The 24,560-nt window shown below is 73.2% G+C and carries 19 protein-coding genes and 1 pseudogene; 7 read left to right on the top strand and 13 right to left on the bottom strand.

The genetic code is table 11. The features are described from left to right. Positions 1–139: 139 nt before the first annotated feature. A complete protein-coding gene (locus tag V5O46_RS02425) occupies positions 140–1,102 on the bottom strand; it encodes a DUF3068 domain-containing protein (RefSeq protein ID WP_332882672.1) in 963 nt (320 codons plus the stop codon). Positions 1,103–1,291: 189 nt separating this feature from the next. Here V5O46_RS02425 and V5O46_RS02420 point away from each other — a divergent pair, with 189 nt between their 5' ends. From V5O46_RS02420 to V5O46_RS02405, 4 genes are all read left to right on the top strand, one after another. Continuing rightward, positions 1,292–1,444, top strand: a complete 153-nt coding sequence (locus V5O46_RS02420) for a hypothetical protein (protein ID WP_332882671.1) — start codon at positions 1,292–1,294, stop codon at positions 1,442–1,444. A gap of 3 nt (positions 1,445–1,447) precedes the next feature. Further along, positions 1,448–2,722 carry a PucR family transcriptional regulator gene (locus tag V5O46_RS02415; RefSeq protein WP_332882670.1) on the top strand — a complete coding sequence of 425 codons (1,275 nt, stop codon included), beginning with the start codon at positions 1,448–1,450 and terminating at the stop codon, positions 2,720–2,722. Between the two features lie 124 nt (positions 2,723–2,846). Continuing rightward, the gene (locus tag V5O46_RS02410; protein ID WP_332882669.1) at positions 2,847–3,620 is read left to right on the top strand and encodes an IclR family transcriptional regulator; all 774 of its coding nucleotides are present in this window, start codon (positions 2,847–2,849) and stop codon (positions 3,618–3,620) included. Then, positions 3,617–4,459 carry an SMP-30/gluconolactonase/LRE family protein gene (locus V5O46_RS02405; protein WP_332882668.1) on the top strand — a complete coding sequence of 281 codons (843 nt, stop codon included), beginning with the start codon at positions 3,617–3,619 and terminating at the stop codon, positions 4,457–4,459. Before V5O46_RS02410 ends, V5O46_RS02405 begins: the two co-directional genes overlap by 4 nt. 343 nt (positions 4,460–4,802) lie before the next feature. Here the strand turns inward: V5O46_RS02405 and V5O46_RS02400 are convergent, their stop codons facing one another. The 4 genes from V5O46_RS02400 to V5O46_RS02385 all read right to left on the bottom strand — a co-directional run bounded on the left by V5O46_RS02400 (position 4,803) and on the right by V5O46_RS02385 (position 10,953). Next, entirely contained in the window at positions 4,803–6,197 is a 1,395-nt protein-coding gene (locus V5O46_RS02400; protein ID WP_332882667.1) for an FAD-dependent oxidoreductase, read from the bottom strand. Continuing rightward, positions 6,190–7,443 carry an MAB_1171c family putative transporter gene (locus V5O46_RS02395; RefSeq protein ID WP_408648857.1) on the bottom strand — a complete coding sequence of 418 codons (1,254 nt, stop codon included), beginning with the start codon at positions 7,441–7,443 and terminating at the stop codon, positions 6,190–6,192. Before V5O46_RS02395 ends, V5O46_RS02400 begins: the two co-directional genes overlap by 8 nt. Further along, positions 7,440–8,048 carry a toxin-antitoxin system, toxin component family protein gene (locus V5O46_RS02390; RefSeq protein WP_332882666.1) on the bottom strand — a complete coding sequence of 203 codons (609 nt, stop codon included), beginning with the start codon at positions 8,046–8,048 and terminating at the stop codon, positions 7,440–7,442. The genes V5O46_RS02395 and V5O46_RS02390 overlap by 4 nt, the downstream gene beginning before the upstream one ends. A gap of 148 nt (positions 8,049–8,196) precedes the next feature. After that, complete coding sequence (locus V5O46_RS02385; protein ID WP_332882665.1) at positions 8,197–10,953, bottom strand: beta-galactosidase; 2,757 nt, start codon at positions 10,951–10,953, stop codon at positions 8,197–8,199. A 288-nt stretch (positions 10,954–11,241) separates the two neighbouring features. On the opposite strand from V5O46_RS02385, the gene V5O46_RS02380 reads away from it, so the two are divergent. After that, the gene (locus V5O46_RS02380; RefSeq protein WP_332882664.1) at positions 11,242–11,889 is read left to right on the top strand and encodes a DUF4360 domain-containing protein; all 648 of its coding nucleotides are present in this window, start codon (positions 11,242–11,244) and stop codon (positions 11,887–11,889) included. A gap of 120 nt (positions 11,890–12,009) precedes the next feature. After that, the gene (locus V5O46_RS02375) at positions 12,010–13,086 is read left to right on the top strand and encodes a hypothetical protein (RefSeq protein WP_332882663.1); all 1,077 of its coding nucleotides are present in this window, start codon (positions 12,010–12,012) and stop codon (positions 13,084–13,086) included. 569 nt (positions 13,087–13,655) lie between these two features. Here V5O46_RS02375 and V5O46_RS02370 read toward each other — a convergent pair. The 7 genes from V5O46_RS02370 to V5O46_RS02340 form a co-directional block, all read right to left on the bottom strand. Then, positions 13,656–15,359: a pyridoxal phosphate-dependent aminotransferase gene (locus tag V5O46_RS02370; RefSeq protein ID WP_332882662.1), complete on the bottom strand. Its 1,704-nt coding sequence runs from the start codon at positions 15,357–15,359 to the stop codon at positions 13,656–13,658. 115 nt (positions 15,360–15,474) lie between these two features. Next, on the bottom strand, positions 15,475–16,719 hold the full coding sequence (gene mmsB / locus V5O46_RS02365; RefSeq protein WP_332882661.1) for a multiple monosaccharide ABC transporter permease: 1,245 nt from the start codon (positions 16,717–16,719) through the stop codon (positions 15,475–15,477). Further along, positions 16,716–18,266 (bottom strand): multiple monosaccharide ABC transporter ATP-binding protein, encoded by a 1,551-nt coding sequence (mmsA, locus tag V5O46_RS02360; protein WP_332882660.1) that lies wholly within the window; start codon positions 18,264–18,266, stop codon positions 16,716–16,718. The genes mmsB and mmsA overlap by 4 nt, the downstream gene beginning before the upstream one ends. Before the next feature lie 46 nt (positions 18,267–18,312). Further along, positions 18,313–19,425: a multiple monosaccharide ABC transporter substrate-binding protein gene (chvE, locus tag V5O46_RS02355; protein ID WP_332882659.1), complete on the bottom strand. Its 1,113-nt coding sequence runs from the start codon at positions 19,423–19,425 to the stop codon at positions 18,313–18,315. An 87-nt stretch (positions 19,426–19,512) separates the two neighbouring features. Next, positions 19,513–20,484: a hypothetical protein gene (locus V5O46_RS02350; RefSeq protein ID WP_332882658.1), complete on the bottom strand. Its 972-nt coding sequence runs from the start codon at positions 20,482–20,484 to the stop codon at positions 19,513–19,515. A gap of 124 nt (positions 20,485–20,608) precedes the next feature. Next, positions 20,609–21,643, bottom strand: a complete 1,035-nt coding sequence (locus V5O46_RS02345) for a zinc-dependent alcohol dehydrogenase (RefSeq protein ID WP_332882657.1) — start codon at positions 21,641–21,643, stop codon at positions 20,609–20,611. After that, complete coding sequence (locus V5O46_RS02340) at positions 21,640–22,806, bottom strand: mandelate racemase/muconate lactonizing enzyme family protein (protein WP_332882656.1); 1,167 nt, start codon at positions 22,804–22,806, stop codon at positions 21,640–21,642. The genes V5O46_RS02345 and V5O46_RS02340 overlap by 4 nt, the downstream gene beginning before the upstream one ends. A gap of 212 nt (positions 22,807–23,018) precedes the next feature. Between V5O46_RS02340 and V5O46_RS02335 the strand changes: the two genes are divergently transcribed. Then, the gene (locus tag V5O46_RS02335; protein ID WP_332882655.1) at positions 23,019–23,789 is read left to right on the top strand and encodes an SCO2400 family protein; all 771 of its coding nucleotides are present in this window, start codon (positions 23,019–23,021) and stop codon (positions 23,787–23,789) included. A gap of 253 nt (positions 23,790–24,042) precedes the next feature. Here V5O46_RS02335 and V5O46_RS02330 read toward each other — a convergent pair. Further along, a pseudogene (locus tag V5O46_RS02330) lies at positions 24,043–24,477 on the bottom strand (MarR family winged helix-turn-helix transcriptional regulator); the annotation flags it as partial. Positions 24,478–24,560: the final 83 nt, after the last annotated feature.

Genomic DNA, 24,560 nt, shown 5'->3' with positions numbered 1-24,560 from the left:
GGCGGGGGGTGTGGACGGGCTGTGCTCGGGTGGGGTTGGACAGTTTTCGCCCAGCCGTTCGTCAGGGCTACTCACCGGTGTGACAATTTCCGGCTTTGTTAGAGCTGACGTCACATCACTTCATGAATTCGAGGCGGTGCTATTCGGCCATACCGGGTCGATTGCGGGTGTTCCGGCCCCGTGCCACCAGCACGCCCCCAGCCACCGCGAGCACGAACCCGGACGCAGCCGTTCCGATCGGCAGCGTGGTGCCCACCATCCGCAGCAGCCCGCTGTCCTCCCGCGCCCGGTCGACCGCGGCCTGCTGGGTCTCTGTGGTGAACGCCACCTTCCGGCTGTCCAGCAGCACCGCGGCGTCCTCGTCGGCGCCCGGGGCGCGCAGTGTGCGGCGCGGTCCGGTCTGCGCGTACAGCACCCGGCCCGTGGCCTGGTCGACCACCAGCTCCACGCCGTGGTTGGCGTACCACTCCTCGGCCAGCACCTGTGCCCTCTCGGGCTGGTCCACGATGCCGCCCGGGACCAGCCGGGTGCCGGTGCGGGTCGCCGGGACCGTGCCGGTGAAGCGCAGCCCCTCGTAGCCGAGGATCTCCTTGCGGCCCTGGTAGCGCAGGACCACGGTGGCGCCGAGCGTGTTGTCCCACCAGCGGTAGGAACGTTCCTGCACGTCGAAGGGGAACTTCAGGTACGCCTCGCCCTCGAAGTACGGCTGCTCGCCGCAGCAGTGCACCGGCCGGTTGGTCTCCCGGTCGCTGACCCAGCGGTGCGGGGTGAAGTCCAGCGCGTCGTGCGGATCGGAGGCCGGCAGCGAGTCCTCGGTGTCGATCGAGGTCGTCACGTCCCACACGGCGGCGCCGCTGCGCTCGCTCTCGGCGACGTCGCCGCGCACCCGCTGGGTGACGGTGATCTTCCGGCCGGGCACGGTCTCGACCCGCTCCAGGTCGAAGACGCTGCCGGTTCCGGTGTAGACGGCGGTGGTGTCGATGTCGATCGGGTTCACCGCGGCCCGCGGTTTCACATACCAGGCCAGCATCGGCGCCAGCACCAGCAGAAAGGTGCCGAGACCCAGCGTGATCAGGGAGAACGGGGAGGATGTACGGCGCATCCGGGCGCTCCAGGAGGGGGAGGAACGTTGCAGGAACGTGGCAGGAACGTGCGCGTTCGGTATGGGCCGGGAACCGTAGGCTGCTCTTGACTAGGTGTCAATGCTTGTCGAGACTGGCTCCGACAGGCAGGGGCGGGACGCCCGGGTGGGCCGGCCGAGAACCTCCCGTACCGAGAAGGTGACCCTGCGATGTCCAGACTGCTCGCCGCCGCGCTGACCGTCGCGCTCTGCGCCGCCCTCGCCGTCGGCGCCGCGTTCGGTGTCGTCGCCGTGCTCGAGGCCACCCCCGAGCAGCCCGACACCCCCATGATCACCTACGAGCACGCCGGCCAGGGGGACTGAGCCGTGCCCCCCGCCCGCCCCGGGGCCGTCGCCGCCCGCTCGGCCTGGCAGGACGTCCCCCGCTTCCAGGTGCGCCAGTTCGCGACGATTGCACTGGCCGAAGCGCCGTCCCTCGCCGAGCAGATCCTGCACGAGATCCGGCGCGAGTACCCGCACCTGCCCGTCGTCCTGGACGACTCCGGCGAGCCGATGGCCCTGGTCGGCATCCGCCACGCCATCGAGGCCTTCATCAGGCACCTGGAGGACTCCGCCGACTCCGCGGGCAGCAACGGCAGCCCGCCCTCCGCCCCGCCGGACGTCTTCCAGGAGTTCGGCCGCGGCGAGGGTCTGCACGGCCGCTCCCTGGACTCGCTGCAGGCCATCTACCGGATGGGGGTGCGGCTGGCCTGGCGCCGGTTCGCCGACATCGGCCAGCGCGTGGAGATCCCGCCGCCCGCCATGTACGAACTGGTCGACGCGGGCTACGAGTACCTCGACGGGCTGGTCGACCAGTCCGTGCGCGGCTACGCCGAGGCCGCCGCCCGCCAGGCCGGGGAGCGGCTGCGGCTCCAGCGCCGGCTGATGGAGCTGCTGTTCGCCGAGCACCACCGGGGCGACCCGACGGAGGCACTGGCCGAGCGGGCCGCCCGGATCGGCTGGCCGCTGCCCCGGAAGGTCGCCGCCGGCGTGCTGCTGCGCCCCGCCCGCGAGGCGGTCGCCCCCGCAGTCGGCCAGGGCGTGCTGCTCGACATGGAGTACGAGCAGCCCCGCATGGTGGTGCCCGAACCGGACGCCGCCGGCCGCCCGGAGCTGCTGCACCGCGCCCTGACCGGCTGGTCCGGCGCCATCGGCCCACCCGTCGCGCTCGCCGACGCGGCCAAGTCGCTGCGCTGGGCGGAGGCAGCCGTACGGCTGATGGAACGGCGGCTGCTGCCCACCGGGGAGGTGCTGCACTGCACCGAGCACACCGAGGCACTGGTGCTGCTGCAGCCCGAGGAGCTGATCGACGACCTCGCCCTGCGCTGCCTGGGCCCGCTGGCCCACTGCGGCCCCACGCACGGACGGCGGCTCGCGGAGACGCTGCTGGCGTGGCTGGAGACACGCGGCGGCGCGCCGGAGGTCGCGGCCCGGCTCGGCGTCCACCCGCAGACCGTCCGCTACCGGCTGCGGCAGATCCGCGAACTGTGGGGCGACGAGATCGACGACCCGGACCGCCGCTTCGAGCTGGAACTGGTGCTGCGCGCCCAGCGGTTGCGCGGCGAACTCGGCGCGCCGGGGCCGCGTCGGCCGCCGCACTGACCCGCACCCTCGTCTCCCGGCCGTTGCCTGCCGCAGACACCACGACTAGCCTGCTGTTCGCCATGCCGATCGCCTGTTGAAATATCGAACAGGCCGAGACGACACCTAGGGAGGGGGCCGGACGATGGGACGCCTCGTACCTGCCGTGACCCGGGCTCTCGACATACTGGAGCTCTTCCTCGACGGGGACGGCACGCTCTCCGCGCCCGACATCGTGCGCAGGCTCCGGCTGCCGCGGACCACCGTGCACGAGCTGGTCACCACACTCGCCGCGCGCCACTACCTCGTCCCCGTGCCCGGCCAGCCGGGACGCTACCGGCTCGGTGTCCGCCCCTACCAGCTCGGCGCCCGCTACGCCGAGCAGCTCGACCTCGCCGCCGAGGGCCACCAGGTCGCCCGGGCCGTCGCCGAGACCTGCGACGAGACCGTGCACGTGGCGATACTCGAGGACACCGACGTCATCTACATCGCCAAGGTCGACTCCACCCACGCCGTGCGCATGGTGTCGGCGGCCGGCCGCAGGCTGCCCGCGCACTGCACCTCCGTCGGCAAGATGCTGCTGGCCTCCCTCCCGGAGGCGGAGCTCGCGGCCCGCGTGCCCGACGGCACCGAGCTGGCCGCCATGACCCCGAACAGCATCACCGACCCGGCCGCCCTGCGCACCGAGCTGGCCGCCGTCCGGCGGCGCGGCATCGCCGTCGAGAGCCGCGAGTCCAACCCGGACGTCAGCTGCGTGGCCGCCCCGGTGCGCGACCGCACCGGGCAGATCGTCGCCGCCCTGTCCATCTCCGTACCCATGATCCGCTGGAGCGAGGAGCGCCGCGGGGAGCTGGAGCAGCTCGCGGCCAAGGGCGCCGCCGATCTGTCGGAGCGCCTCGGCCACCGGGGCGCGGCATGAGGTACGAGGTGGCGGTACGGGCGCAGGCCGCGCTCGGCGAGGGCCCCACCTGGGACGCGGCCGGGGCCCGGCTGATCTGGGTGGACATCCTCGGCCGCCGGGTGCACACCTACGACCCGGCCACCGGCCGCCGCACAGTGCGCACCACCGAGACCCACGTGGGCGCCGCCAAGCCGCGCACCGGCGGCGGGCTGGTCCTCAACCTGCGCGACGGCATCGGCCTCGCCGACCCCGACGGCACCTTCCGCATGCTGGTGCGCGACGCCGTCCCCGGCCGCCGGGGCAACGACGCCGCCGTCGCGCCCGACGGCAGCCTGTGGGCCGGCACCATGCGCTACGACGAGGCGCCGGGCGGCGGCACCCTCACCCGTGTCACCGGCGACGGCACCGCGGTCACCGTGCTGGACGACGTGACGGTCAGCAACGGCACCGGGTGGAGCCCCGACGGGCGGCTGATGTACTACGCCGACACCCCGACCCGCAGGATCGACGTCTTCGACCACGACGGCGGGCGGATCTCCGGCCGCCGCCCGCTGGCCGGGATCGAGGACGGTGCCGGCTTCCCGGACGGGCTCACCGTGGACGCCGACGGCTGTGTGTGGGTCGCCCTGTGGGACGGCGCGGCCGTCCGCCGCTACACGCCGGACGGCCGGCTCGACCTGGTGCTCCCGCTGCCGGTGCCGCGCGTCACCGCGTGCGCCTTCGGCGGCGCCGGCCTCGGGGACCTGTACCTCACCACCGCCCGCACCGGTCTGGCGGCCCCGCATCCGGTGGCCGGTTCCCTGCTGGTGGTGCCGGGCGCGGGCACGGGGCTGGCACAGCCGGCGTTCGCGGGCTGACCCGCGGGGGCCGGGGCCTGTCCGGCGGATCAAGCGGCAGACGCGGGGCGTGGCACGCCCCCTCCCAGTGCCGGAACGGCGTGGGGACCCCGGCGGGGGCGTCGTCGGTTGCCGATTCCCCGAGCGCGGCCTCGCCCCCGCGGGGGACACCTCCGTCGCCCCGCTCACCTGCGCTGGTCAGTGACCTCACTCCTGCGACGTGATCCGCCGGACGGGCCCGGAGCAGGTCGGGCGAAGTCCGCTGCCGTTCGGCAGCGCCCTGAAGGGGCGCGGGGAACGGCGCGACCGGCCACGACGGCGCCGCGGACGAGCGCGGCACAGCGCGGCACTTCCGGCGGACCGCTCAGTCCAGTTCGGCCGCCTTGCGCTCCTGGGCCGTCAGCGGTGGTCCGTTCAGCGGCGGCGCGAGCGGACCCGCCGCCGCGGCCACCAGCACGGACGGCGTCAACAGCACCTCGGCCCCCCGTTCCAGCGCCATCACATCCGTCAGCCGGCGCGCGATCCGGCCGTTGCCGGTGGCGGTGTGGGCGAGCCGGTCGACATACGCCGCCGCCAGCCGCTCCCGCAGCGACGGACCGCCCGGTGCCGCGCCGGGGAAGAACACGTCCTGCCCCACCGCGAGGTCCCACGCCGCACCCGCCGGCCGTGCCGCCGCCCGCTGCGCGGCACGCGCCAGGCCCGGGGCGCCCCAGCCGCGCCGGCGCAGCACCGAGCGCAGACCGGCCGCACTCTGCGCCGCGACGGACATCCCGTGCCCGTACACGGGGTTCAGCGCGGCCAGCGCGTCCCCGAGCACCACGAGGTTCTCCGGCCAGTGGGCCGTACGCTCGTAGAACCGGCGCCGGTTGGCGGTGGCCCGGGTGACCGACACGCCGGTCAGCGGCTCGGCCCGGGCGATCAGCTCGCCGATCACCGGATGCCGCAGCTCCCGGCGCGCATACGCCGCGAAGCCGTCGGACGAGGAGGGCGGTTCGCCCCCGCGGGTGCCGAACAGCGTGACGAGCCACCGTCCGTCCTCCACCGGCAGCAGCACCCCGCCCCGCCCCGGCCCCCAGGACCGCGGGTCCATCTGCAGGTTGACCACCGGAAACCCGTCCCGCGCCGCCTCCGGGGCGCGGAACAGCCGGCTGGCGTAGACCAGCCCCGAGTCGACCTCCCGCTGCCTCGGGCCGGGCAGCCCCAGTTCCCTCAGCCAGTGGAGCATGCGGGAGCCGCGCCCGGTGGCGTCGACGACCAGACCGGCGGGCAGGATGCGCTCGGCGGCCCCCCGCTCCCGCACCCGCACACCGGTCACGGCGGCGCCGGTGCCGGCGAGGCCGACCGCCTCGGCCCGCTCCAGCACCTCGACCCGCTCGTCGGCGCACACCCGGGCGCGTACCTCGGCGTCCAGCAGATCCCGGGTGCACAGCAGCATGGAGTGCGACTCCTCCCACCGCCGGTACCAGCCGCGCGGGCACAGCACCACCATGTCGGTGGTGACCGGCAGACGGTGCGCCCCCTGCCGCCGCAGCCGTCCGGTCACGCCCGGCAGCAGCTCCTCCAGGGCCCGGGCGCCGCCCGACCACAGCTGGTGGGCGTGGCGGGCCTGGGGCAGGCACCGGCGCGGTGCCGGACCGGCGGACAGCACATCACGCTCCAGCACGGTCACCCGGTCGGCGAACGGGGCCAGGGCTCGGGCCGCGAGCATGCCGGCGAGCGAGCCGCCGAGGACGACGGCGGTCGGGACACGGTCACTCATCTACGGGCACGCTCTCTGCTGGGGCGGTGGCGGCACGGGCGCGCACCGCCTCGATCTCGTGGGGCCGGCGGAGTGCTCGGGAGGTCGCCCCGATCTCCCTGAGCAGGTCGGCGGTGTCGACGTCGTCGTCGCCCGGCAGCTCCGGCGACCGGCGTCCGCTCTCCACGGCGTCCACGATCGCCACCGCGGCGGCCAGCGCCTTGGCCCGGTCCGGCGGGAAACCGAGCGCGAGCGCCGCGCCGTACGCGGCGTGCCGCCGTCGCTCGTCGATGTGCCGGGCGAGCCCGAGGAGCACGTCCCGGATGAACGTCTCCCGGCGGATGAGCCGCAGCTCCGGGGTGGAGCGCAGGACGAACGGCACGCCCGAGCCGCTGACCGACCGCATCAGCTGGTAGAGGGGCCGCAGTTCGCGGTGGGCGGCCCGGACCAGCCGGCGGTCGTGCAGATACTGCCCGGCGTGCGGGAGGATGAAGCCCAGCGCGATCACGATGGCGGACAGACAGGCCACCGGCGGCGCCAGGTCGGTGCTGAGCCAGTCCAGGTCGTGGCCGGTCCAGCGGGCCACCACGGCGGTGAGTTTCACGGCGTCGAAGACCAGGTTGAGCGCATACCCGACACCGAGGAACTTCAGCCCCCAGCGCAGCCACGCGTCCAGCCCGTCGGTGCGCACCCAGTTCCAGATCAGCCAGGACGTGATCAGTACCGCCACGGTGTGCGCGAGCAGGTAGAGCAGGATCTCCTCGCGCATGAACGGCGTGGTGGCGTAGTAGGTGTCCAGGTCCCGCACCCGCTCCACGGGTGCGTCCGCCAGCGCGAACAGCACCCACAGCGCGACGATGACCGACGAGTACACCGACACCACCCAGCGCATGGCGCGCCGGGTGGCCGCCGAGCGGTCCGACAGCCCGTTGCGCCAGGCGATGATCAGCAGCAGGCAGGAGCCGCAGAACGCGGTGATCAGCGAATAGCACCAGGGTGCCGAGATGTTGGGGACGCCGGTGACCCGGTTGGTCCACGCGATGGTGGACGGTGCCACGAACACGAAGACGGCGCACGCCAGCAGCAGCAGACCGCCGACCGCGCGCAGCAGCGGATCCCGCCAGAGCCGGAGGATGGTGGGCAGTTTGATGGTCAGCGCGGCGGCCAGCACCGCGGTCGGGATCCAGAACGAGATGCTGAACCCGCCGACGAACCCGGCCGGGTCCGGCCCGGCGAGCGTGCCGCTCGCCGCGAGCGCCTGCCTCACCGTCGGCCACCTCCGCGGCGGCGGTAGCCGAGGGATCGCTGCACCGGGTCGAGAGGGGTGTCCTGCCCATACCCGGGCAGCAGCGGGCGGAACAGCGCGGCCAGGCGGTGGCCGAAGTCGTCGGCCTCGGCCTCCTCGGCCTCCCGGGAGCCGTTGCGGGCGGCGGCGGCGAGCGCGGTGCCCCGCCGACCCTCCCGGTCGGCCAGCGCGGCATGGCCGGTCAGCCCGCCGTGGCCGTGGTCGTGATGCCCGTGCCCGGCCTGCATGTGCCACAACTCATGGCCCAGAATCACCAGTTGCTGCACCTCCTCGGCGCGCTCCTCGACGATCACCAGGTCGAAGTCCTGGAAGGCCACCCACACCCCGGTCACCTCGATCTCGTCGGGGAACCGGTCGAAGCGCAGCTCGATGGGCCGCCCGCGGCGCGCGGCCAGCTCCTCGCACACCGCCCGGCACAGCTCGCGCACGTCCCGCGGCCGTCCCGGCCGGGCCCGTACCGCGGAGTCGAACTCGGCGAGCAGAGCACGCATGGCGGAGCCGCTCCGCGGCCGTGTGAGCGCCACGGCGGCCCGGGCCGCCCACACGCGCGCGCCCGCTATGCCCATCGCTCCCCTTTCCGCACCGCCCGTCAGCGGCTTTCCCGAGGTTACGCGCCCGGCTCGGCCCACGTCAGGCGATCCGCGCACCGTTGTGCGACCGAGACTCCCCGGCGCCCGCCGGCCGTACGGCGCGGCGGGCGGGGCCGCGCGGAGGTCACCGTCCGGGGGAGTCCACCGGTGCCACCGGGAGTCCGCCCGCCGCCACGCCCAGCAGCGTCAGCCGGACCTCGCCCGGCCCGGAGGGGGAGTCCCCGTCGGACAGCACCGCCAGGGCCAGGGTGTTGACGGCGGCCCCGGTGCGCAGGATGCCGGACGGCAGGGCGAAGGTGTGCGGGGGGCCGCCGCCCACGTACTGGCCCAGGTTCCAGCCGTTGAGGAAGATCTGCACGCGGTGGCGCCGCACGGCCGGGCCGCCGTCGCCGAACTCGAGCCCGACCGAGGCGTCCACATCCGGGTCGACGCCCAGCCGGAACTCCGTCCGGTACCAGGTGACGCCCTGCCGGGGCTCGGCGCGGGGCAGGGTGACGGGCTGCCAGCCGCCGTCGTCGTACCCGGGCAGATGCCAGCCCTCCCGCTCCCCGTACAGCCCGCCGGTGTTGAGCGGCCCGCGCACCGGGTCCGTGCCGGCCGCGCCCTGCAGCCGCCAGCGCACCTGAGGGGTCGCACCCTCGAAGAAGGCGCCGATCAGGCCGCGTGCCGCCCGATGGGTGCCACGGGCGTCGACCTGCGCGCTGTGCCCCATCGGCCGTACCAGCACCGACAGTACGGTCGCGGGACCGGCGGCGGGGCGCTCGCGCAGACGCCGCCGCAGCCGTTCCGGCAGGGCGAAGCGGGCCGTGGCCGTCCGGGTGCGCCGCCCGGCCGCGGGGTCGTCGGCGTCCGGCATCCGGTGCGTGCCCAGCGGCTCGCCGTCCAGCCACGCCATCAGCAGGCCGTCCGCCGCCGCGCCCCAGGTCAGCGAGAGCGCCTCCAGCCCGGCGGGGTGCGCCAGCCGGCCCCGGTACCAGACGTCGCCGGTGTGGCAGCCGTAGTCGTCGGCGAAGAGGACGGGCTGGTGGTCGGGCACGGGCGTCGCCCCGGTGGAGGTCCGCCAGTCGGCGACCGTCCAGTCCGAGTCGTCGAACTCCGGCGCGGACTCCGGATCCCCGGTGCGCCGCCGCCAGCCGGTCAGCGCGGGCAGCACCATCGGCGGCGCGCCGCCCGGCGGACGCTCGGCGGTGATGCTGCCGCCCAGACCGCGGTCGGGGCGCAGCGGGCTGCCGTTCCACTCGACGCCGGTGGTGCCGTGCGGTCCCCACACCTCCACCCCGAGGTCGTCGGTGGTGTCGCCGGTGAGCCGGACGGTGTCGCCGTGCACGGAGGCGGAGCGCAGCAGCGTCGGCCCGTAGACGAGGAACGCGCCGCCCGACGGGGTCGTGCACGGCCACAGCCGCAGCGAGGTGGCGTCGTCGGCGAAGAGCAGCAGCAGCGTGCGGTCCGAGCCGCCGTCCCGGACCCGGACCCGGGTCAGCCCGCCCTTGCCGAGCGGTGCGGTCACGTGCAGCCGCCCCCGCTCGTAGGCCCAGGCCGCCTCCGGGTCCAGTCGGGTCGGCTTCGGCCGGCTCGGGCAGTCCAGGGCGACGTGCGCGGTCTCGCCGCGCCGGCCGGTGAACACGGCGATGTCCCAGCGCCCGGCGGACAGCAGCGCCATGGGCTGTGCCGTGCTGTACGCCAGCTTCCGCTCGCCGCCGAGGGACATCCCGGCGACGAGCAGCCGGGCGTCCCCGGCCGGCACGGTGACCGGCGGCTCGACGGGGGTGCCGGACAGGGAGGCGGTGACGGCGGCGCCGGAGTCGTTGCGCAGCACGTACACCTGGAGGCCGGTGTCGGGGTTGGCCAGATGGGTGACGGCCAGCCGCTCGTCCGAGGCCCGCGCCCGGGCCGCCGGCTCCAGCCGCGCGAAGTCCGGTACGTGGCGCAGCAGATGGCCCAGCTGGTGGGTGACGGCCAGCTCGTCGGTCGGCTGCCGTCCCCCGTCGAGGGCGGCCCCGGCGCCGTGGGACGCGGTGGCACCGGCCGCGGCAAGCCAGCCCCAGGAACTCCCGCCGTACGCCAGGGAGACGTTGGGGAGCGCGGCCCCCTCGGCGAACCGCCCCAGCCGCCGCAGCCGTTCGTCGGCCGCACCGCCGCTCGGCCGCCGCTCCGCGTACCCGGTGACGAGGGGGACGTCGATGCCGTCGGCCCGCACCCTGCGCCGCAGATGGTCCCGGTAGGCCCGGTCGGGGGTCTCCTCCAGCTGGTAGAGCAGCACCGTGCCGCCGCCGTGGGTGTACAGGTGCCGGGCCGCCACCGCGTCGACGTCGGCCAGCCAGGCGTCGGCATGCCGCAGATAGGCCGGGTCGGTGCTCCGGGCCCGGCAGCCGGTCGCGGCCAGCCACGCCGGGAGGCCTCCGGTGTCGAGGTCCGCGCCGAGCCAGGGACCGGGCCGCAGGACGACGTACAGCCGCTCCTCGGCCGCGGTGCGCAGGAACAGGTCCAGATCGCGGACGCCGGTGAAGTCGTGGCGTCCCGGCCCGAAGGAGTGGTGGTTCCAGGCGACGGGGACGCTGACCGCGTTGTAGCCGTGCGCGCGCATCCGCTGCAGCACGTCCCGCCACAGCGAGGGGCTGGGCAGCCGGAAGGGGTGCAGCTCGCCCGGCCACAGCACCAGTCGGCGGCCGTCCACCAGCAGGGAGTGCCGGTCGAAGCCCACCTGGTGGCGGTGCCCGTCGGCGGTGGGCGGGGCCGGGGGCGGACCGGTGGGCACCTGGGTGCCGTCGGTCCCGTTCCCGGCGTCGGAGGGGATCGCCGCACCGATGCTGCCGCCGCCGAGCGAGAGACCGAGGACCGTGGTGCCGGCGAGGGCGCTGAATGTACGTCTGGTGAGCTCCAAGGGAGCGCCTCCTGTTGCCTGTCCTTGCGGCGCGGCCGGTGCTTCGGCGCGGGTTCATGCCCTGTTCATGTGCGGGCCCATTGTGTACTCGTCCGCGGTGGTGTCCCGAATCCCGGCTCGCCGGGGCGGACGGGCGTACGTTTCACGCCCGGCTGTGCGGCTGTGAATGGCTGGGCACCCATCTGTCCGCGGGACGGAGAGCGGCGTACGTTCTGACATGCACATGGCGCGCACACAATGTGCACACATCATGCACGATCCACCCTCCACGCAACGGATGGGAGAACCATGGCCGGTGGCCTGCTCCTGAGTGGCGCGATCGCCGCGCTCCTCACCTCCGCGCTGCCCGCGCAGAGCCCTGCCGACGCGTTCGAAGACCCGCCCCCGGACAAGATCATCATCAAGGTCGCCACGGTGAACGGCTCCGGTTGCCCCCAGGGCACCACGGCCGTCGCCGTCTCCGAGGACAACACCGCCTTCACGGTGACCTACAGCGATTATCTCGCCCAGGCCGGCGGCAACTCCGACCCCACGGCATTCCGTAAGAACTGCCAGCTCAACCTGGTCGTCCACGTCCCGCAGGGCTTCACCTACGCCATCGCCAGCGCCGACTACCGCGGCTTCGCCGCCCTCCAGTCCGGCGCCTGGGGCGTCCAGCGGGCCTCGTACTACTTCCAGGGATCCCCGAACACGGAGTACCGCAGCCATCCCTTCAGCGGCCCGCTGAACGACAACTGGCAGGCCACCGACGAGACCGACTGGGCCCAGCTGGTCTGGGCGCCCTGCGGAGTCCAGCGCAACTTCAACATCAACACCGAGCTCCGGGTCACCGCGGGCAACGACCCCGACAGGGTCAGCTTCATGACCATGGACTCGACCGACGGTGACATCAGCACCGTGTACCACCTGGCCTGGAAGGAGTGCCCGGCCGGCTGAGTTGCCGGACTCCGGCAACACAGGCGCGCCGCCTCTGCCATGGGGTGACCTTCTTCGGCAACGGACCGAATCCGTACCGTACGGGGTGCCGTCCGGCTGCACCATCCCTCGGAGGACACCTTGACTAAGAAGCCCGCCCCGTGGCAGACGGCGCTGCCCGCCATCTTCGGCGTGCTCGTCATGGCGGTCTCCGCCTGGCTGTTCGCCACCGTCCCGGGCCACCGGGCAGAGGGGCGCGCCTACCTCGCCGCACCCGCCTGCCCGGCCGGTGCCCGTGCCGACGACTGCCGCCAGGTGGTCCCGGCGACCGTCGAGTCCGTGGAGCGCGAGGTCCGGGGCAAGGGCGCGCGGTACTGGCTGCATGTCACCGAGGGCGGTGCGGAAGACGCGGCCGGTGTGCAGCGTCTGCGCATGCGGGAGCCGGGTCCGGTGGTCGACTCGGTGCGGCCCGGGGACGCGGTGACCCTGACGCACTGGCGGGGCGAGGTGCGTGCCGTGACCTTCGACGGCATCACCGAGGACACCCGCGCCAACCCGCTGGACGACTGGCGGATGCCGCTCGGCATCGGCCTGGCACTGCTGACGGTGGGGCTGGTCCTCGTCTGGGCCGGCTGGTACTACCGCTTCCGTCGCCCCACCGCGCCGAAGGGCCGCCGCGCACTCCTGCCCGGCGCGGTGATGCTCGCCGGAATGCTGGTGGGCACGGTCGGCTTCTTCGCGGGCCTCGCCGGTGACGGAGTACCCGGCGCGCTGCTGATCACCGCCTGCGGCATTCCCCCGTCCGCCGCGGTCGGCGCCCTGTGCATGTGGCTGGTGTGGCGCCGGCTCCGCAGGGCGGCGGACACCCGCGACGTGGTCCCGGTCCCGGCGACGAAGCGGCGGACCGTGCGCGCGAGCGTGTCCGGCGACGTCCCCTACAGCGTGTCCGGCCACCACCTTCTGGTGGTCGGCGACGGCCGCCCGGCCACCACCCCCGACCCCGCCGGCCGCTGCGCCCGCGTGACCCTGCCGGAGACGCTCACCGTGGAGGGCGTCCGCGGCTTCCGCCTCGGGGAGGACCCCGACAGCTGGCTGCAGGCCTACACCTACGCCGGCGTGGCCATCGAGTGCCGCGACGGGGACAAGCCGGTCCTGATCGCCGCCCGCCGCCAGGACGCGTCCCTGATCCTGGACGCCCTGACCACGACCCGGACCTGACCCGCGGGTCCACGACGGATTCCCGGGCCTGGTCGGGCTGTCGGGGGGATGCTCGGGTCCGGGCGTGGCGGCCCGTGTACGACCGGGGCCCTGCGGCGGCTGCCGGGCCGCGGCTTCCGGCGTCGTGCCGCGTGGGCGCGCCGGGTTTCCGGGAGCGGTCGGGCCGTCGGTGGCGGCGTCCGGGTCCGCCATGACCGTGCGGACCGGCCCGGAGCCCGACGTGACCGTCCGGACCGGCCCGGGTCCGGACGCCCCTCTCCGGGGCTGATCCGGACCTGTCCGCGGTCGCCGGCGACACCGGCCGGCCCTCCGGAGGATGGCGTCCCGCAGAGTGGTGTAGCCGATCAACCTGACGGAATCCCCAGGTCGCGGCCCTAATCGACCTCGCCGGAGGCCCTGTTGAGGCTCGCCGGGCTGGAACCAGCGGTGATCGCACGACGGCTGGCAGCGGCACGTACCGGACGGTTCCAAAGCAGAAGCGACGGACCGTGATCGGCTGCACCACGACCGGGGACACGACCCTCCGGAGGGCGAGGGGCCGGGGGCCGGGGGCGAGGGCCGGGGTGCGGTCAGCCCGTCCGGTCCATGCCCTGTCCCGTCGCCCCTCCCCACCCCTGGCCCGTCCCGGCCGCGTTCGGCCAGCTCTGCGCGCCCGGCCAGCCCGTCGCCGGGGCGGTCTCCAGTCCGTCGGTGCCCCGGACCTGGGCCGCGGTCAGGCCGCCGCGGGCCGGGACACCGGGCGGGGTGGGGCCGGGCGGCACGGGGGACATCGCGGGGGAGGGGGCCGGGGCCGGCAGAGGGGCCGGCATCGGCGCGGGTGCTTGGGCCGCCGGGGCCAGCGGCTGCGGGGCGGCGGCCGGGACCGGCGCCGGCTGCGGCACCGGCATCTGCGGGGGAACGGGCTGCGGCGCGGGCTGAGGTGCCGCCGGCAGCGGCATCCCGGCGCCGACGGCCGCCGGGGCGGCCGGTACGGCGGCGGGGAGCGGCATGCCGGTGCCGGCGGCCGGTGCGGCGGCGAGACCGGGGGCGCCGGCAGCGGCGGCCTGTGCGGCGAGCTCCCGCATACCGCGCCCGTTGGTCTCGCTCACCAGGCGGTCCACCGCCGCCGTACCCGAGCTGTAGCTGGTCCCGGTAGCCTGCTCGGGCACGGCGGCTCCCCTCCTGGACCCGTAGAGCACCTCTTCCAGGCCGGACACCAGGCGACGCACGTCCACCTGGGGGCGCACCACGAGACGCAGGAAGCGACTGGACGAACCGATCTTGTTGCCGCACTCGCGGACCAGGACGCGGTGCTCGGTGAGCAGCCGGTCCCGGACCACGGTGCCCTCGGCGCCGACGGGAAGGCGCACGAAGAGGAAGTTGCCCTGCGAGGGGTAGACGGTCAGGCCGGGCAGGGCGGACAGCTGGCTGGCCATCTCCAGGCGGTCACGCCGCACCTGGTTCAGGCTCTGCGCGTACTCGGTGCCGTGGTCGCGCAGCATGAACACCACGTGCTCCGCGAAGGAGTTGAGATTCCACTTCGGCAGCATCGCCCGCACCCGCCCGGCCAGCGCCGGGTTGGCGACCAGATAGCCGAAACGGATGCCGTGCAGGCCGAAGTTCTTGCCCAGGCTGCGCAGCACGATCACGTTCGGCCGCAGCATTGCCTCCTGGACCACGGACGGTTCGGCCTCGGCGTCGGCGAACTCCAGGAAGGACTCGTCGACGACCACCAGGTCCCGGTCGGCCATGGCGTCCATGAACTGCACGATCGCGTGCTTGTGCAGAAAGCCGCCGTCCGGGTTGTTCGGATTGCAGATCACGGCGACGCGGGTGCCGCGGGCCCGGATGAACTCGGCGTACTGCGCGAGATCGAGGGCGAATCCGCCGGACTCCTGCAGCGGGAACATGTCGACCCGCTTGCCGGTCTCCATCGGCTGGTCGGTCCAGCGGCCGAAGGTGGGGACGGGGACGGCCAGGGACTCGCGGACCAGCAGATGGTCGATCCAGGTGATCAGCTCGGTGGAGCCGTTGCCCATCGCCACGCACTGCGGCGGCAGTTGCAGCAGGCTGCACAGCTCCGCGGTGATGGTGTCGGCGCTGCTCGGGTAGTACGTGATGATGTCCTGCAGCCGGTCCGCCATGTCGTCGAACATCGCCTGCGTGGGGAAGTAGGGGTTGCAGGGGATGCAGAAGTCGACCGGGCCCGCCCCGTCGCTCTCCCTCGCCAGCGCCGCCATCGAGGGGCTGTGCGCCGCGGTGCTGCGGAACAGCGAGGTGACGTTGCCGGCCAAGGGGGGACCTCCGTTTCTGGGCGGCCCGCGCGAGGGGGGCGCGGGCCACCCATGAGTACGGAGGCGGACCGGAGGGCGTTCATCTGATGTGAGGAAACCGTGAACCAGGAGGACTTTAGGAGCCGACCCTGCGCTTGTTCCACACGTCGAAACCGACCGCCGCCAGCAGCACCGCGCCCTTGATGACCTGCTGCCAGTCGGTGCCGACGCCGACCAGGTTCATGCCGTTGTTGAGCACCCCCAGCACCAGCCCGCCGATGATCGCGCCGAGCACGGTGCCGACCCCGCCGCTCATCGAGGCGCCGCCGATGAAGGAGGCGGCGATGGCCTCCAGTTCGAAGTTGAGGCCCGCCTTGGGCGAGGCCGCGTTGAAGCGGGCGGCGAAGACCAGCCCCGCCAGCGCCGCGAGCATGCCCATGTTCAGGAAGACGAGGAAGGTGACCTTCCGGTCCTTCACCCCGGACAGCTTGGCCGCGGGCAGATTGCCGCCGATGGCGTAGACATGACGGCCGATCACCGCGTTGCGCATCACATAGCCGAAGCCCACCACCAGCGCGGCGAGGATCAGCAGCACGATCGGGGTGCCCTTGTAGCTGGCCAGCAGCAGGGTGACGACGAGGATCGCGGAGACCAGCGCCACCAGCTTCAGCGCGAACAGCCGGGCGGGCAGCACGTCCAGGGCGAACTCCTGCTGCCTGCGGCGGTCGCGCACCTCCTGGAAGACCACGAACGCGATCAGCGCCAGACCCAGCAGCAGGGTGAGGTTGTGGTAGTTGGTCTCCGGCCCCACCTCGGGCAGAAAGCCGTTGGCGACCTTCTGCAGGCTCCGGGGGAACGGGCCGAGGGTCTGGCCCTCCAGGAAGATCTCGGTCAGCCCGCGGAAGAGCAGCATGCCCGCCAGGGTCACGATGAACGACGGTATGCCTCCGTAGGCGATGAAGAACCCCTGCAGCGCACCGGCGAGCGCACCCACGGCCAGGCACAGCACCACCGCCAGCGGCCAGGGCAGATCGTTCCGGACCATGAACACCGCGGCCATGGAGCCGACGAACGCGGTCAGCGAGCCGACCGACAGGTCGATATGGCCCGAGATGATGACCAGCATCATGCCGATCGCGAGGATCAGGATGTAGCTGTTCTGCAGCACCAGGTTGGAGACGTTGCGCGGCAGCAGCAGGTCCCCGTCGGTCCACACGGCGAAGAGCGCCACGATCAGACCGAGCGCGATCAGCATGCCGTACTGCCGCATGTTGCGGCGCATCCCGGCCAGCAGCAGCTGCAGCAGTCCGCCGCCGGTGCCCGCCCCCGGCTTGCCGGGCGGCGCGGGGGCCGGCGTCCTGGCGGTCACGTCCGTGCTCATCCGGTTACCTCTTTGTCCTTCGTCATCTGACGCATCAGCGCTTCCTGGGAGGCCTCGGCCCGCGCGAACTCGCCGGTCAGCCGGCCCGCCGCCATCGTGTAGATGCGGTCGCACATGCCGAGCAGCTCGGGCAGCTCGGAGGAGATGAAGACGACCGCCCGGCCCTCGGCGGCCAGCCGGTCGATGACCGTGTAGATCTCGTACTTGGCGCCGACATCGATGCCGCGGGTCGGCTCGTCGAGGATCAGCACATCCGGACCCGCGAAGATCCACTTGCTGAGGACGACCTTCTGCTGGTTGCCGCCGGACAGCTTGCCCACCGGTTCGAAGACCGTCGGCGCCTTGATGTTCATCGAGGTACGGAACCCCTCGGCGACCTGGCGCTCCTGGTGTTCGTCGATCACCCCGTGCCGGGCGACCCTGCCGAGCGCGGTCAGCGAGATGTTCCGGTTGACGGTGTCGATGAGGTTGAGCCCGTAGTGCTTGCGGTCCTCGGTGACGTACGCGATGCCGTGCCGGACCGCCTCCGGGACGGTCCGGGTGCGGATCTCGGTGCCGTCCTTGAGGACCGTGCCGGTGGCGCCCCGGCCGTAGGTGCGGCCGAACACGCTCATCGCCAGCTCGGTGCGGCCGGCGCCCATCAGCCCGGCGATACCGACGATCTCCCCGCGCCGCACCTGCAGCGACACATCGTCGACGACCTTGCGCTGCTGGTCGATCGGGTGGTGCACGGTCCAGTTGCGGATCTCCAGGGCGGGTGGGGCGCCCTCCTCGGCGCGGTGCGGGGTGCGTTCCGGGAAACGGTGCTCCAGGTCTCGGCCGACCATCCCGCTGATGATCCGGTCCTCGGTGGTCCCCGGGTCCGTCACGTCGAGGGTCTCGATGGTGCGGCCGTCGCGCAGGATCGTCACCGAGTCGGCGACCCGGCGGATCTCGTTCAGCTTGTGGGAGATGATGATCGAGGTGATGCCCTGCTTCTTCAGCTCCAGGATGAGACCGAGGAGTTTGCCGCTGTCCTCGTCGTTCAGCGCGGCGGTCGGCTCGTCCAGGATGAGCAGCTTCACCTTCTTCGACAGCGCCTTGGCGATCTCCACCAGCTGCTGCTTGCCCACGCCGATGTCGGCGACACGGGTGTCGGGATGGTCGCCGAGCCCTACCCGGCGCAGCAGTTCGGTCGCGTGCCGCAGCGTCTCGGTCCAGCTGATGATGCCGCGGGTGGCGTGCTCGTTGCCGAGGAAGATGTTCTCCGCGAGGGAGAGATAGGGCACCAGCGCCAGCTCCTGGTGGATGATGACGATGCCGCGCCGCTCGCTGGCCCGGATGTCCCGGAACGAGCAGGCCTCCCCCTCGAAGAGGATCTCCCCCTCGTAGCTGCCGTGCGGATGGACGCCGGAGAGGACCTTCATCAGGGTCGACTTGCCGGCGCCGTTCTCCCCGCAGATGGCGTGGACCTCGCCCTGCCGGACGGTCAGGGTGACGTCCGACAGCGCCTTGACGCCGGGAAAGGTCTTGACGATCGAGCGCATTTCCAGGACGGGTCCCGCCATGGTCGTGCCTTCCCAGGTGTGGTGAGTGGTCTGTCGGGACGGGCGGTCAGTCGAGGTCGCTCTCCTCGAGATAGCCGGAGTCGACCACGATCTCCTTGTAGTTGCCCTTGTCCACGGCGACCGGCTCCAGCAGATAGGCCGGTACGACCTTCGCGCCGTTGTCGTAGGTCTCGGTGTCGTTGACCTCCGGCTCCTCGCCGTTGAGTACGGCGTCGACCATGTCGGAGGCGACCTGGGCGAGTTCGCGGGTGTCCTTGTAGACGGTCATCGACTGCTGGCCGGCGATGATCGACTTCACCGAGGCCACCTCGGCGTCCTGGCCGGTGACCACCGGCAGCGGCTTGTCCCCGGTGCCGTAGCCGTCGGACTTCAGCGACGACAGGATGCCGATGGAGATGCCGTCGTACGGCGAGAGCACCGCGTCCACCCGCTCGCTGCGGTAGGCGGAGGTGAGGATGTCGTCCATGCGCTTCTGCGCGGTGCCGCCGTCCCAGCGCAGGGTGGTGACCTGGTTGAGCTCGGTCTGCTCCGACCTGACGACCAGCTGGCCCTCGTCGATGTAGGGCTGCAGGACGTTCATCGCGCCCTGGAAGAAGTAGCGGGTGTTGTTGTCGTCGTTGGAGCCGGCGAACAGCTCGATGCTGAACGGGCCCTTCTCGCCGCCGCCCTTCAGGCCGAGCTTCTCCACGATGTAGGTGCCCTGGAGCTCGCCGACCTTCTCGTTGTCGAACGACGCGTAGTAGTCGACGTTCTCGGTGCCGAGGATCAGCCGGTCGTAGGAGATCACCGGGATGTCGGCGTCCTTGGCCTGCTGGAGGACGTTGTTCATCGACTTGTTGTCGATGGCGGCGACGATCAGGGCACGCACACCCTGGGTGATCAGGTTCTCGATCTGTGACACCTGCTGGTCCGGATCGTCCTCGCCGAAGACCAGCTTGGTCCGGTAGCCCCGGGACTCCAGGTCCTTCCTGACGTTGTCGCCGTCGGCGATCCAGCGCTCGGAGGACTTGGTCGGCATCGCGATACCGATGGTGGCGCCCTCGGCGCCGCCCTTGTCCTCCTCGCTGCCGCCCTCGCTGTCCTGGCCGCAGGCGGTCAGGGTCAGGGCGAGGGAGGCGGCGCCGGCGAGGGTGGCGAGCGCGGCTCTGCGGTTGCGCATGGTCATCATCCTTGATGTGTCTGCGAGCTCGGGTGTGTTGGATTGTGCGCGACTGTGTCGCCTTTTGTGAAGGGGATTTCCGTAACGTTATGACGAGGGCGCGAACCGGTTGAGCGGGCCGGGCAGCCGGGAACCGAGCGGCGCCATCCCGGTGTCCGCGCCGTGCCGTGCGAGCAGGTCCAGCGCCAGCCGCCCGCGCCGCACCCGCTCCCGGGCCCCGGACAGCGCCAGTTCCCGCAGATGGTGGCCGTACGGATAGATGCCGGGCGCCTTCGCCAGGCCGAACTTCAGATACAGCGGAGCGCCGCGCCGGATCAGCTCGGCGACCTCGTACATCCGCACATAGCCGCCGAGGTCGTCGGGCGCCTCGATGTACAGGTCCATCGGGGCGGCCGAAACCCTGCGGATCTCGGTGAGGTGAGCCGGTGTCAGATCGCCGGGCACATTGACCGAGTCGGCGCCGAGCCGCTCGTACACCGCGTACGACGCCGGGTTGGCCGGCCCGACCAGAGCCGACACCTTCAGCGTCGTGCCGGCCGGGAGCAGGCCCGCCGTCCGCGCCCGGTGCAGCGTCCACAGCACGCCCTCGTCGGCGACCAGCAGGCAGCGCACGCCCAGTTCCGTGGCGCGTACGGCGTCCTCGACGCAGCCGGCGACCGCGTCCTGGCCGCGGGCGCGCAGCCCGGCCCCGCCGGAGTCGGTGCGGGCGGAACCGCCGATGTCCCAGGTGCCGCGCGGGCCGGTGAACAGGCAGAGCTCGATGTCCCGTTCGGCGGTGGCCTCGGCCATCTCGGTGATCTCGGCGTCGGTGAGCATCCACACGCCGCTGCCCTGGCTGATGCGGTGGATCGGCACGTCGAGCCGGGAGGACTCCTTCAGGATCACCGCCAGCGCCTCCGGGCCCTCGCAGGAGGGGACCTCGGTGCGCCAGCGGCCCCCTCCGGGGAAGGAGTGCGGCGAGGCGTCGGCGGGGTCGGGTGCGGGGGCGCCGAGGCCCAGGGCGTTGAGCACCCGGCCGCCCGGTCTGCGGGCGGCCGGCGGAGCGGAAGTGTCCGTCACGAGCTGTCCTCACTGAGTCTTGTTGTTCGGTATTCCGGATGTTGTTCGGAGTGCTGGGCGCGGCGGTGCGCAGCGGCACCGGGAGGGAAGGTGCGGGGCGGAGCTGCCCCGGCTCCGGGCCGAGCTACCCCATTTCCGGGCCGAGCTGCCCCGGCTCCGGGCGGAGCAGCACCTTGCCGACCCCCGGATCCCCCGACCCCACCAGCTCCATCGCCCGCGGGAACGCGTCGAGCGGCAGCTCGTGCGTCACCAGTGGCAGCGGGTCGAGCAGTCCGGCCGCGAACACCCGCACCGCGTGCGCCCAGGCCGCCGGCGGTGCCCCGAAGACGGTGCGCACCTCCAGCTGACGCACCACCAGGCCGGTGGGGCCGAGGCCGTCGGCGCCCGGCGCCGGGATCCCGGTCAGCACCAGCCGGCCGCCGCGTCGCAGCAGAGCGGCGCCGGTGCGGGCCGCGTCGGCGGACCCGGCGGCCTCGACCACCACGTCGAAGCCGCCGGGCAGCTCCCGGCCGGCGGTGTGGTAGCCGGTCGCGCCGAACCCGCGGGCCAGCGCCTCGCGGCCGGTGTCCGTACCGACCACCAGCAGTTCGGCCGGAGAGGCGGCACGCAGGAACTGCACGGCGAGCATCCCGAGCGTGCCGGTGCCGACCACCGCGACCCGCTCGCCCGGCCGGGCGTCCGCCTTCAGCGCGGCGGCGGCGACGCAGGCGGCCGGTTCCAGCAGGGCGGCGGCCGTCGGATCGGCGTCGTCCGGCAGGGGGTGCAGCAGCCGGGCGGGCAGCGTCAGCGTCGGCGCCATGGCGCCCGGTTCGGTGAACCCGGTCTCGGCGTACCCGGCCGTGCACAGCGTGGTCTCGCCGGCGTGGCAGCGGTCGCAGACCTGGCAGTTGCGGAACCCCTCCCCGACCACCTTGCGGCCGGCCAGCGACGCGGCGACCCCGGCGCCGGTCCGCTGCACGGTGCCGGACCACTCGTGGCCCGGCGTGAGCGGATAACGGACGTACCCCTCGGGCCGGTTGCCCCGGTACACCTCGCGGTCGCTGCCGCAGATCCCCACGGCGTGCACCCGCACCAGCGCCTCGCCGGGGCCGGGCTCGCGCGGCACATGCGGGACGAGCCGGTGGACGCCGGGGGCATCGACGACGATCTCTGTGCTCATCCCCGAGCACCTTTCGGCCGCCGCTGCTCCCAGCCCTCGGCCCACAGGTCGAACCGGGCCTGCTGCTGCGGGAACCCGGCCGCCGCGTCGGTGTCCAGCTCCACACCGAGACCGGGGGCGTCGGAGAGGTGGAAGCAGCCGTCCTCCGGGTCCACCCGGGGCGCGCCCTTCACCACCTTCTTGATCTCCGCATCGGCGAAGTCGTTGAAGTGCTCCAGGACCTTGAAGTTCGGGGTGCTGAAGCCGATCTGGAGCGAGGCGGCGGTGAGCACCGGGCCGCCGACGTTGTGCGGGGCCACCAGCATGTAGTGGGCCTCGGCGGTGGCCGCCAGCTTCCGGGTCTCCCAGATGCCGCCGATATGGCCGACGTCCGGCTGCAGGATGTCGGCCGACTGGTCCTCGAACAGCTCGCGGAACTCGATCCGGTCGTGGATGCGCTCACCGGTGGCGACCGGCAGGTCCACCTTCTCGGCGACCTTCCGCAGCGCCCGGAGGTTCTCCGGCGGCACCGGCTCCTCCAGCCAGGCCGGACGGTACGGCGCCAGCTCCTTCGCCAGCCGGACCGCGGTGGCGGGGGAGAAGCGGCCGTGCATCTCCAGCATCAGCTCCGCGTCCGGGCCGATGGCATCGCGGACCGCCTCGATCAGCGACACGGCGTACCGGGTCCGCTCGTGGTCGAGCTCGAGGTGCCCGGTGCCGAAGGGGTCGATCTTCAAGGCCCGGTAGCCGCGCTCCATCACCCCGCGCGCCGCCTTGTGGTACGCCTCCGGGGTCCGCTCGGTGGTGTACCAGCCGTTGGCGTACGCCTTCACCCGGTCGGTGACCTTTCCGCCGAGCAGCTGCCAGACGGGCACGCCGAGCGCCTTGCCCTTGATGTCCCAGCAGGCCATCTCGACGACGGCGACACCGGACATCACGATCTCCCCGGCGCGCCCGTAGTCGCCGTACTTCATCCGCCGGACCAGATCCTCGACGGCGAACGGGTCCGAGCCGAGGACGTGGTTGGCCTCGGCCTCCTTCAGATAGCCGAGGAGCGCGTCGGTGTGCCCCAGCATCCGGGTCTCGCCGACTCCGGTGAGGCCCTCGTCGGTGTGCACCTGGACGTAGGTCAGATTGCGCCAGGGCGTCCCGACCACATGGGTGCTGATTCCGGTGATGCGCACGGCGGTTGCCCCTCGTTGTGTTCGATATTTCGGCACACGTTCGAAATGCTGGCGCGACAGTAGGGACGTGGCCCACGGCGTGTCAATGGGGCGGACACACCACGGTTTCGGACGTTTCGGTGTCACGGCGGGGCGTGTCCCGCGGGTTCCCACACAACATTCACAGCCGTCACTGGAGACGTAACCCGTGCGGAATCTAACCTTCCCCCGTCATGGACTACTGCCACCCGTGCCGACGGCACCTCAACGGCGCCCTCGCCTGCCCGGGGTGCGGCACCCCTGCCGAGCAGCTCGCCCCGAACGCGGAGGAGTTCGGCCAGGAGTACGACACCGGGGGCGACGCGCGCGACGCCGACCCGTACGGGGGCGACGATCCGCAGCCGGGCCGGGCCGCCCGGCGCCGGGAGGCACGGGGGCGCCGCGGCCGGGAACGGGAGCCGGAGGAGGGGCCTGCCCCGACCGGACCGGCCGCCGCAGGGGCGAGCCGCCGGGACCGCAAGGCGGCGGCGCACCGTCGGCGCCGGCGCCGGACCCTGCTGGTCGCGGCCGGATTCGTCCTCGCGGCCGGTGGGCTCAGCCTCGCCGAACTGGGCATGGACGCGCCGGGCGATTCCCCGCAGCCCGCCGCCGCGGGCAACGACACGCCGGACGGCGGCGCCACGTCGGAGGTCGGCGCGGAACCGGCCGCCCCGCTGGAGGACACCTCCCGCTCCGCTGCCGGCCCGACGTCCGCCTCGCCCTCTCCGGACGACACCTCCGCGTCCCCCTCGGCGTCACCGAGCGCGTCCGAGTCGCCGGACGGATCCACCGAGCCGGCCGAGGCCCCGCCGGACACCGACTCGGCCCCGCCGCCCCGGCCGTCCTCCACCCCGCCCGCACCGGCCGACCCGCCCTCCACGTCCGACGACCCGACCACATCGGCCCCGGCCCCCGAGCCGACCCCCACGGAGACCTGCGAACGCTTCCTGTGGTGGTGCACGTAGCCGGCCGGGCGGGACCTCCCGCGGTTCACTCCTGCGGCTGTGCGCGCTCGCCGGTCGCCGCGTCCCCGTCGGTGCTCGTCTGCCCGTCGGCCGCCCGGCCCCTGCCGGTGGCCGTGTCCCCGGGGGCCGTGTCCCCGGTGGCCGCAGGGCCCCCGTCGGCCGCCCGGTCCCGGGCCTCGTCCAGGTCGTGAGGGCGCTCCACGCCGTGCGGTCCGTCCGGGCCGTCGCCCGCCCCCGACCGCTCCGGCCCGTCCGTCTCCAGCATCCGGCGCAGCAGGGTGCGCAGGGACTCGCGCTCCCCGCCGGTGAGGCCGGCCAGCGGCTCGCGGGCGAAGCGGAGGGAGTCGCGCAGGTCGAGGGCCATCCGGCGGCCCTCGTCCGTCGCCGCCGCCAGCTTCACCCGCCGGTCGGCCGGGTCGGGGCGGCGTTCGGCCAGGCCGCGTGACTCCAGCCGGTCCACGATGCCGGTGACGTTCGACGGCTCGCACTTCAGCTTCTGCGCGAGTTTCCGCATCGGCAGCGGCTCCAGCGCCAGCATGCTCAGCAGCCGCGCCTGTGCACCGGTCAGTGCGCGGTCCGCCGCCGCCTCCTCGTAGTCCGCGTGGAAGCGGGCCACGACCTCGCCGATGAGCTCGACGACCTCCAGGGTCAGTGCGTCCGGACGACGGGACTGCGGTGAGCGGACCATGTTTCCAGGGTACAGGTGTTTGACAACCTGAAATGTTGAGGCGCATCTTTGTTTCAGGAACTGAAATACTTGCGGCCCTGCAT

The sequence above is a fragment of the Streptomyces poriticola genome (assembly GCF_036689765.1).
In the GTDB taxonomy this organism is placed as follows: domain Bacteria; phylum Actinomycetota; class Actinomycetes; order Streptomycetales; family Streptomycetaceae; genus Streptomyces; species Streptomyces poriticola.
Note: the sequence above shows the minus strand (reverse complement) of the source record. Positions and strands in the feature narration are given on the sequence as shown.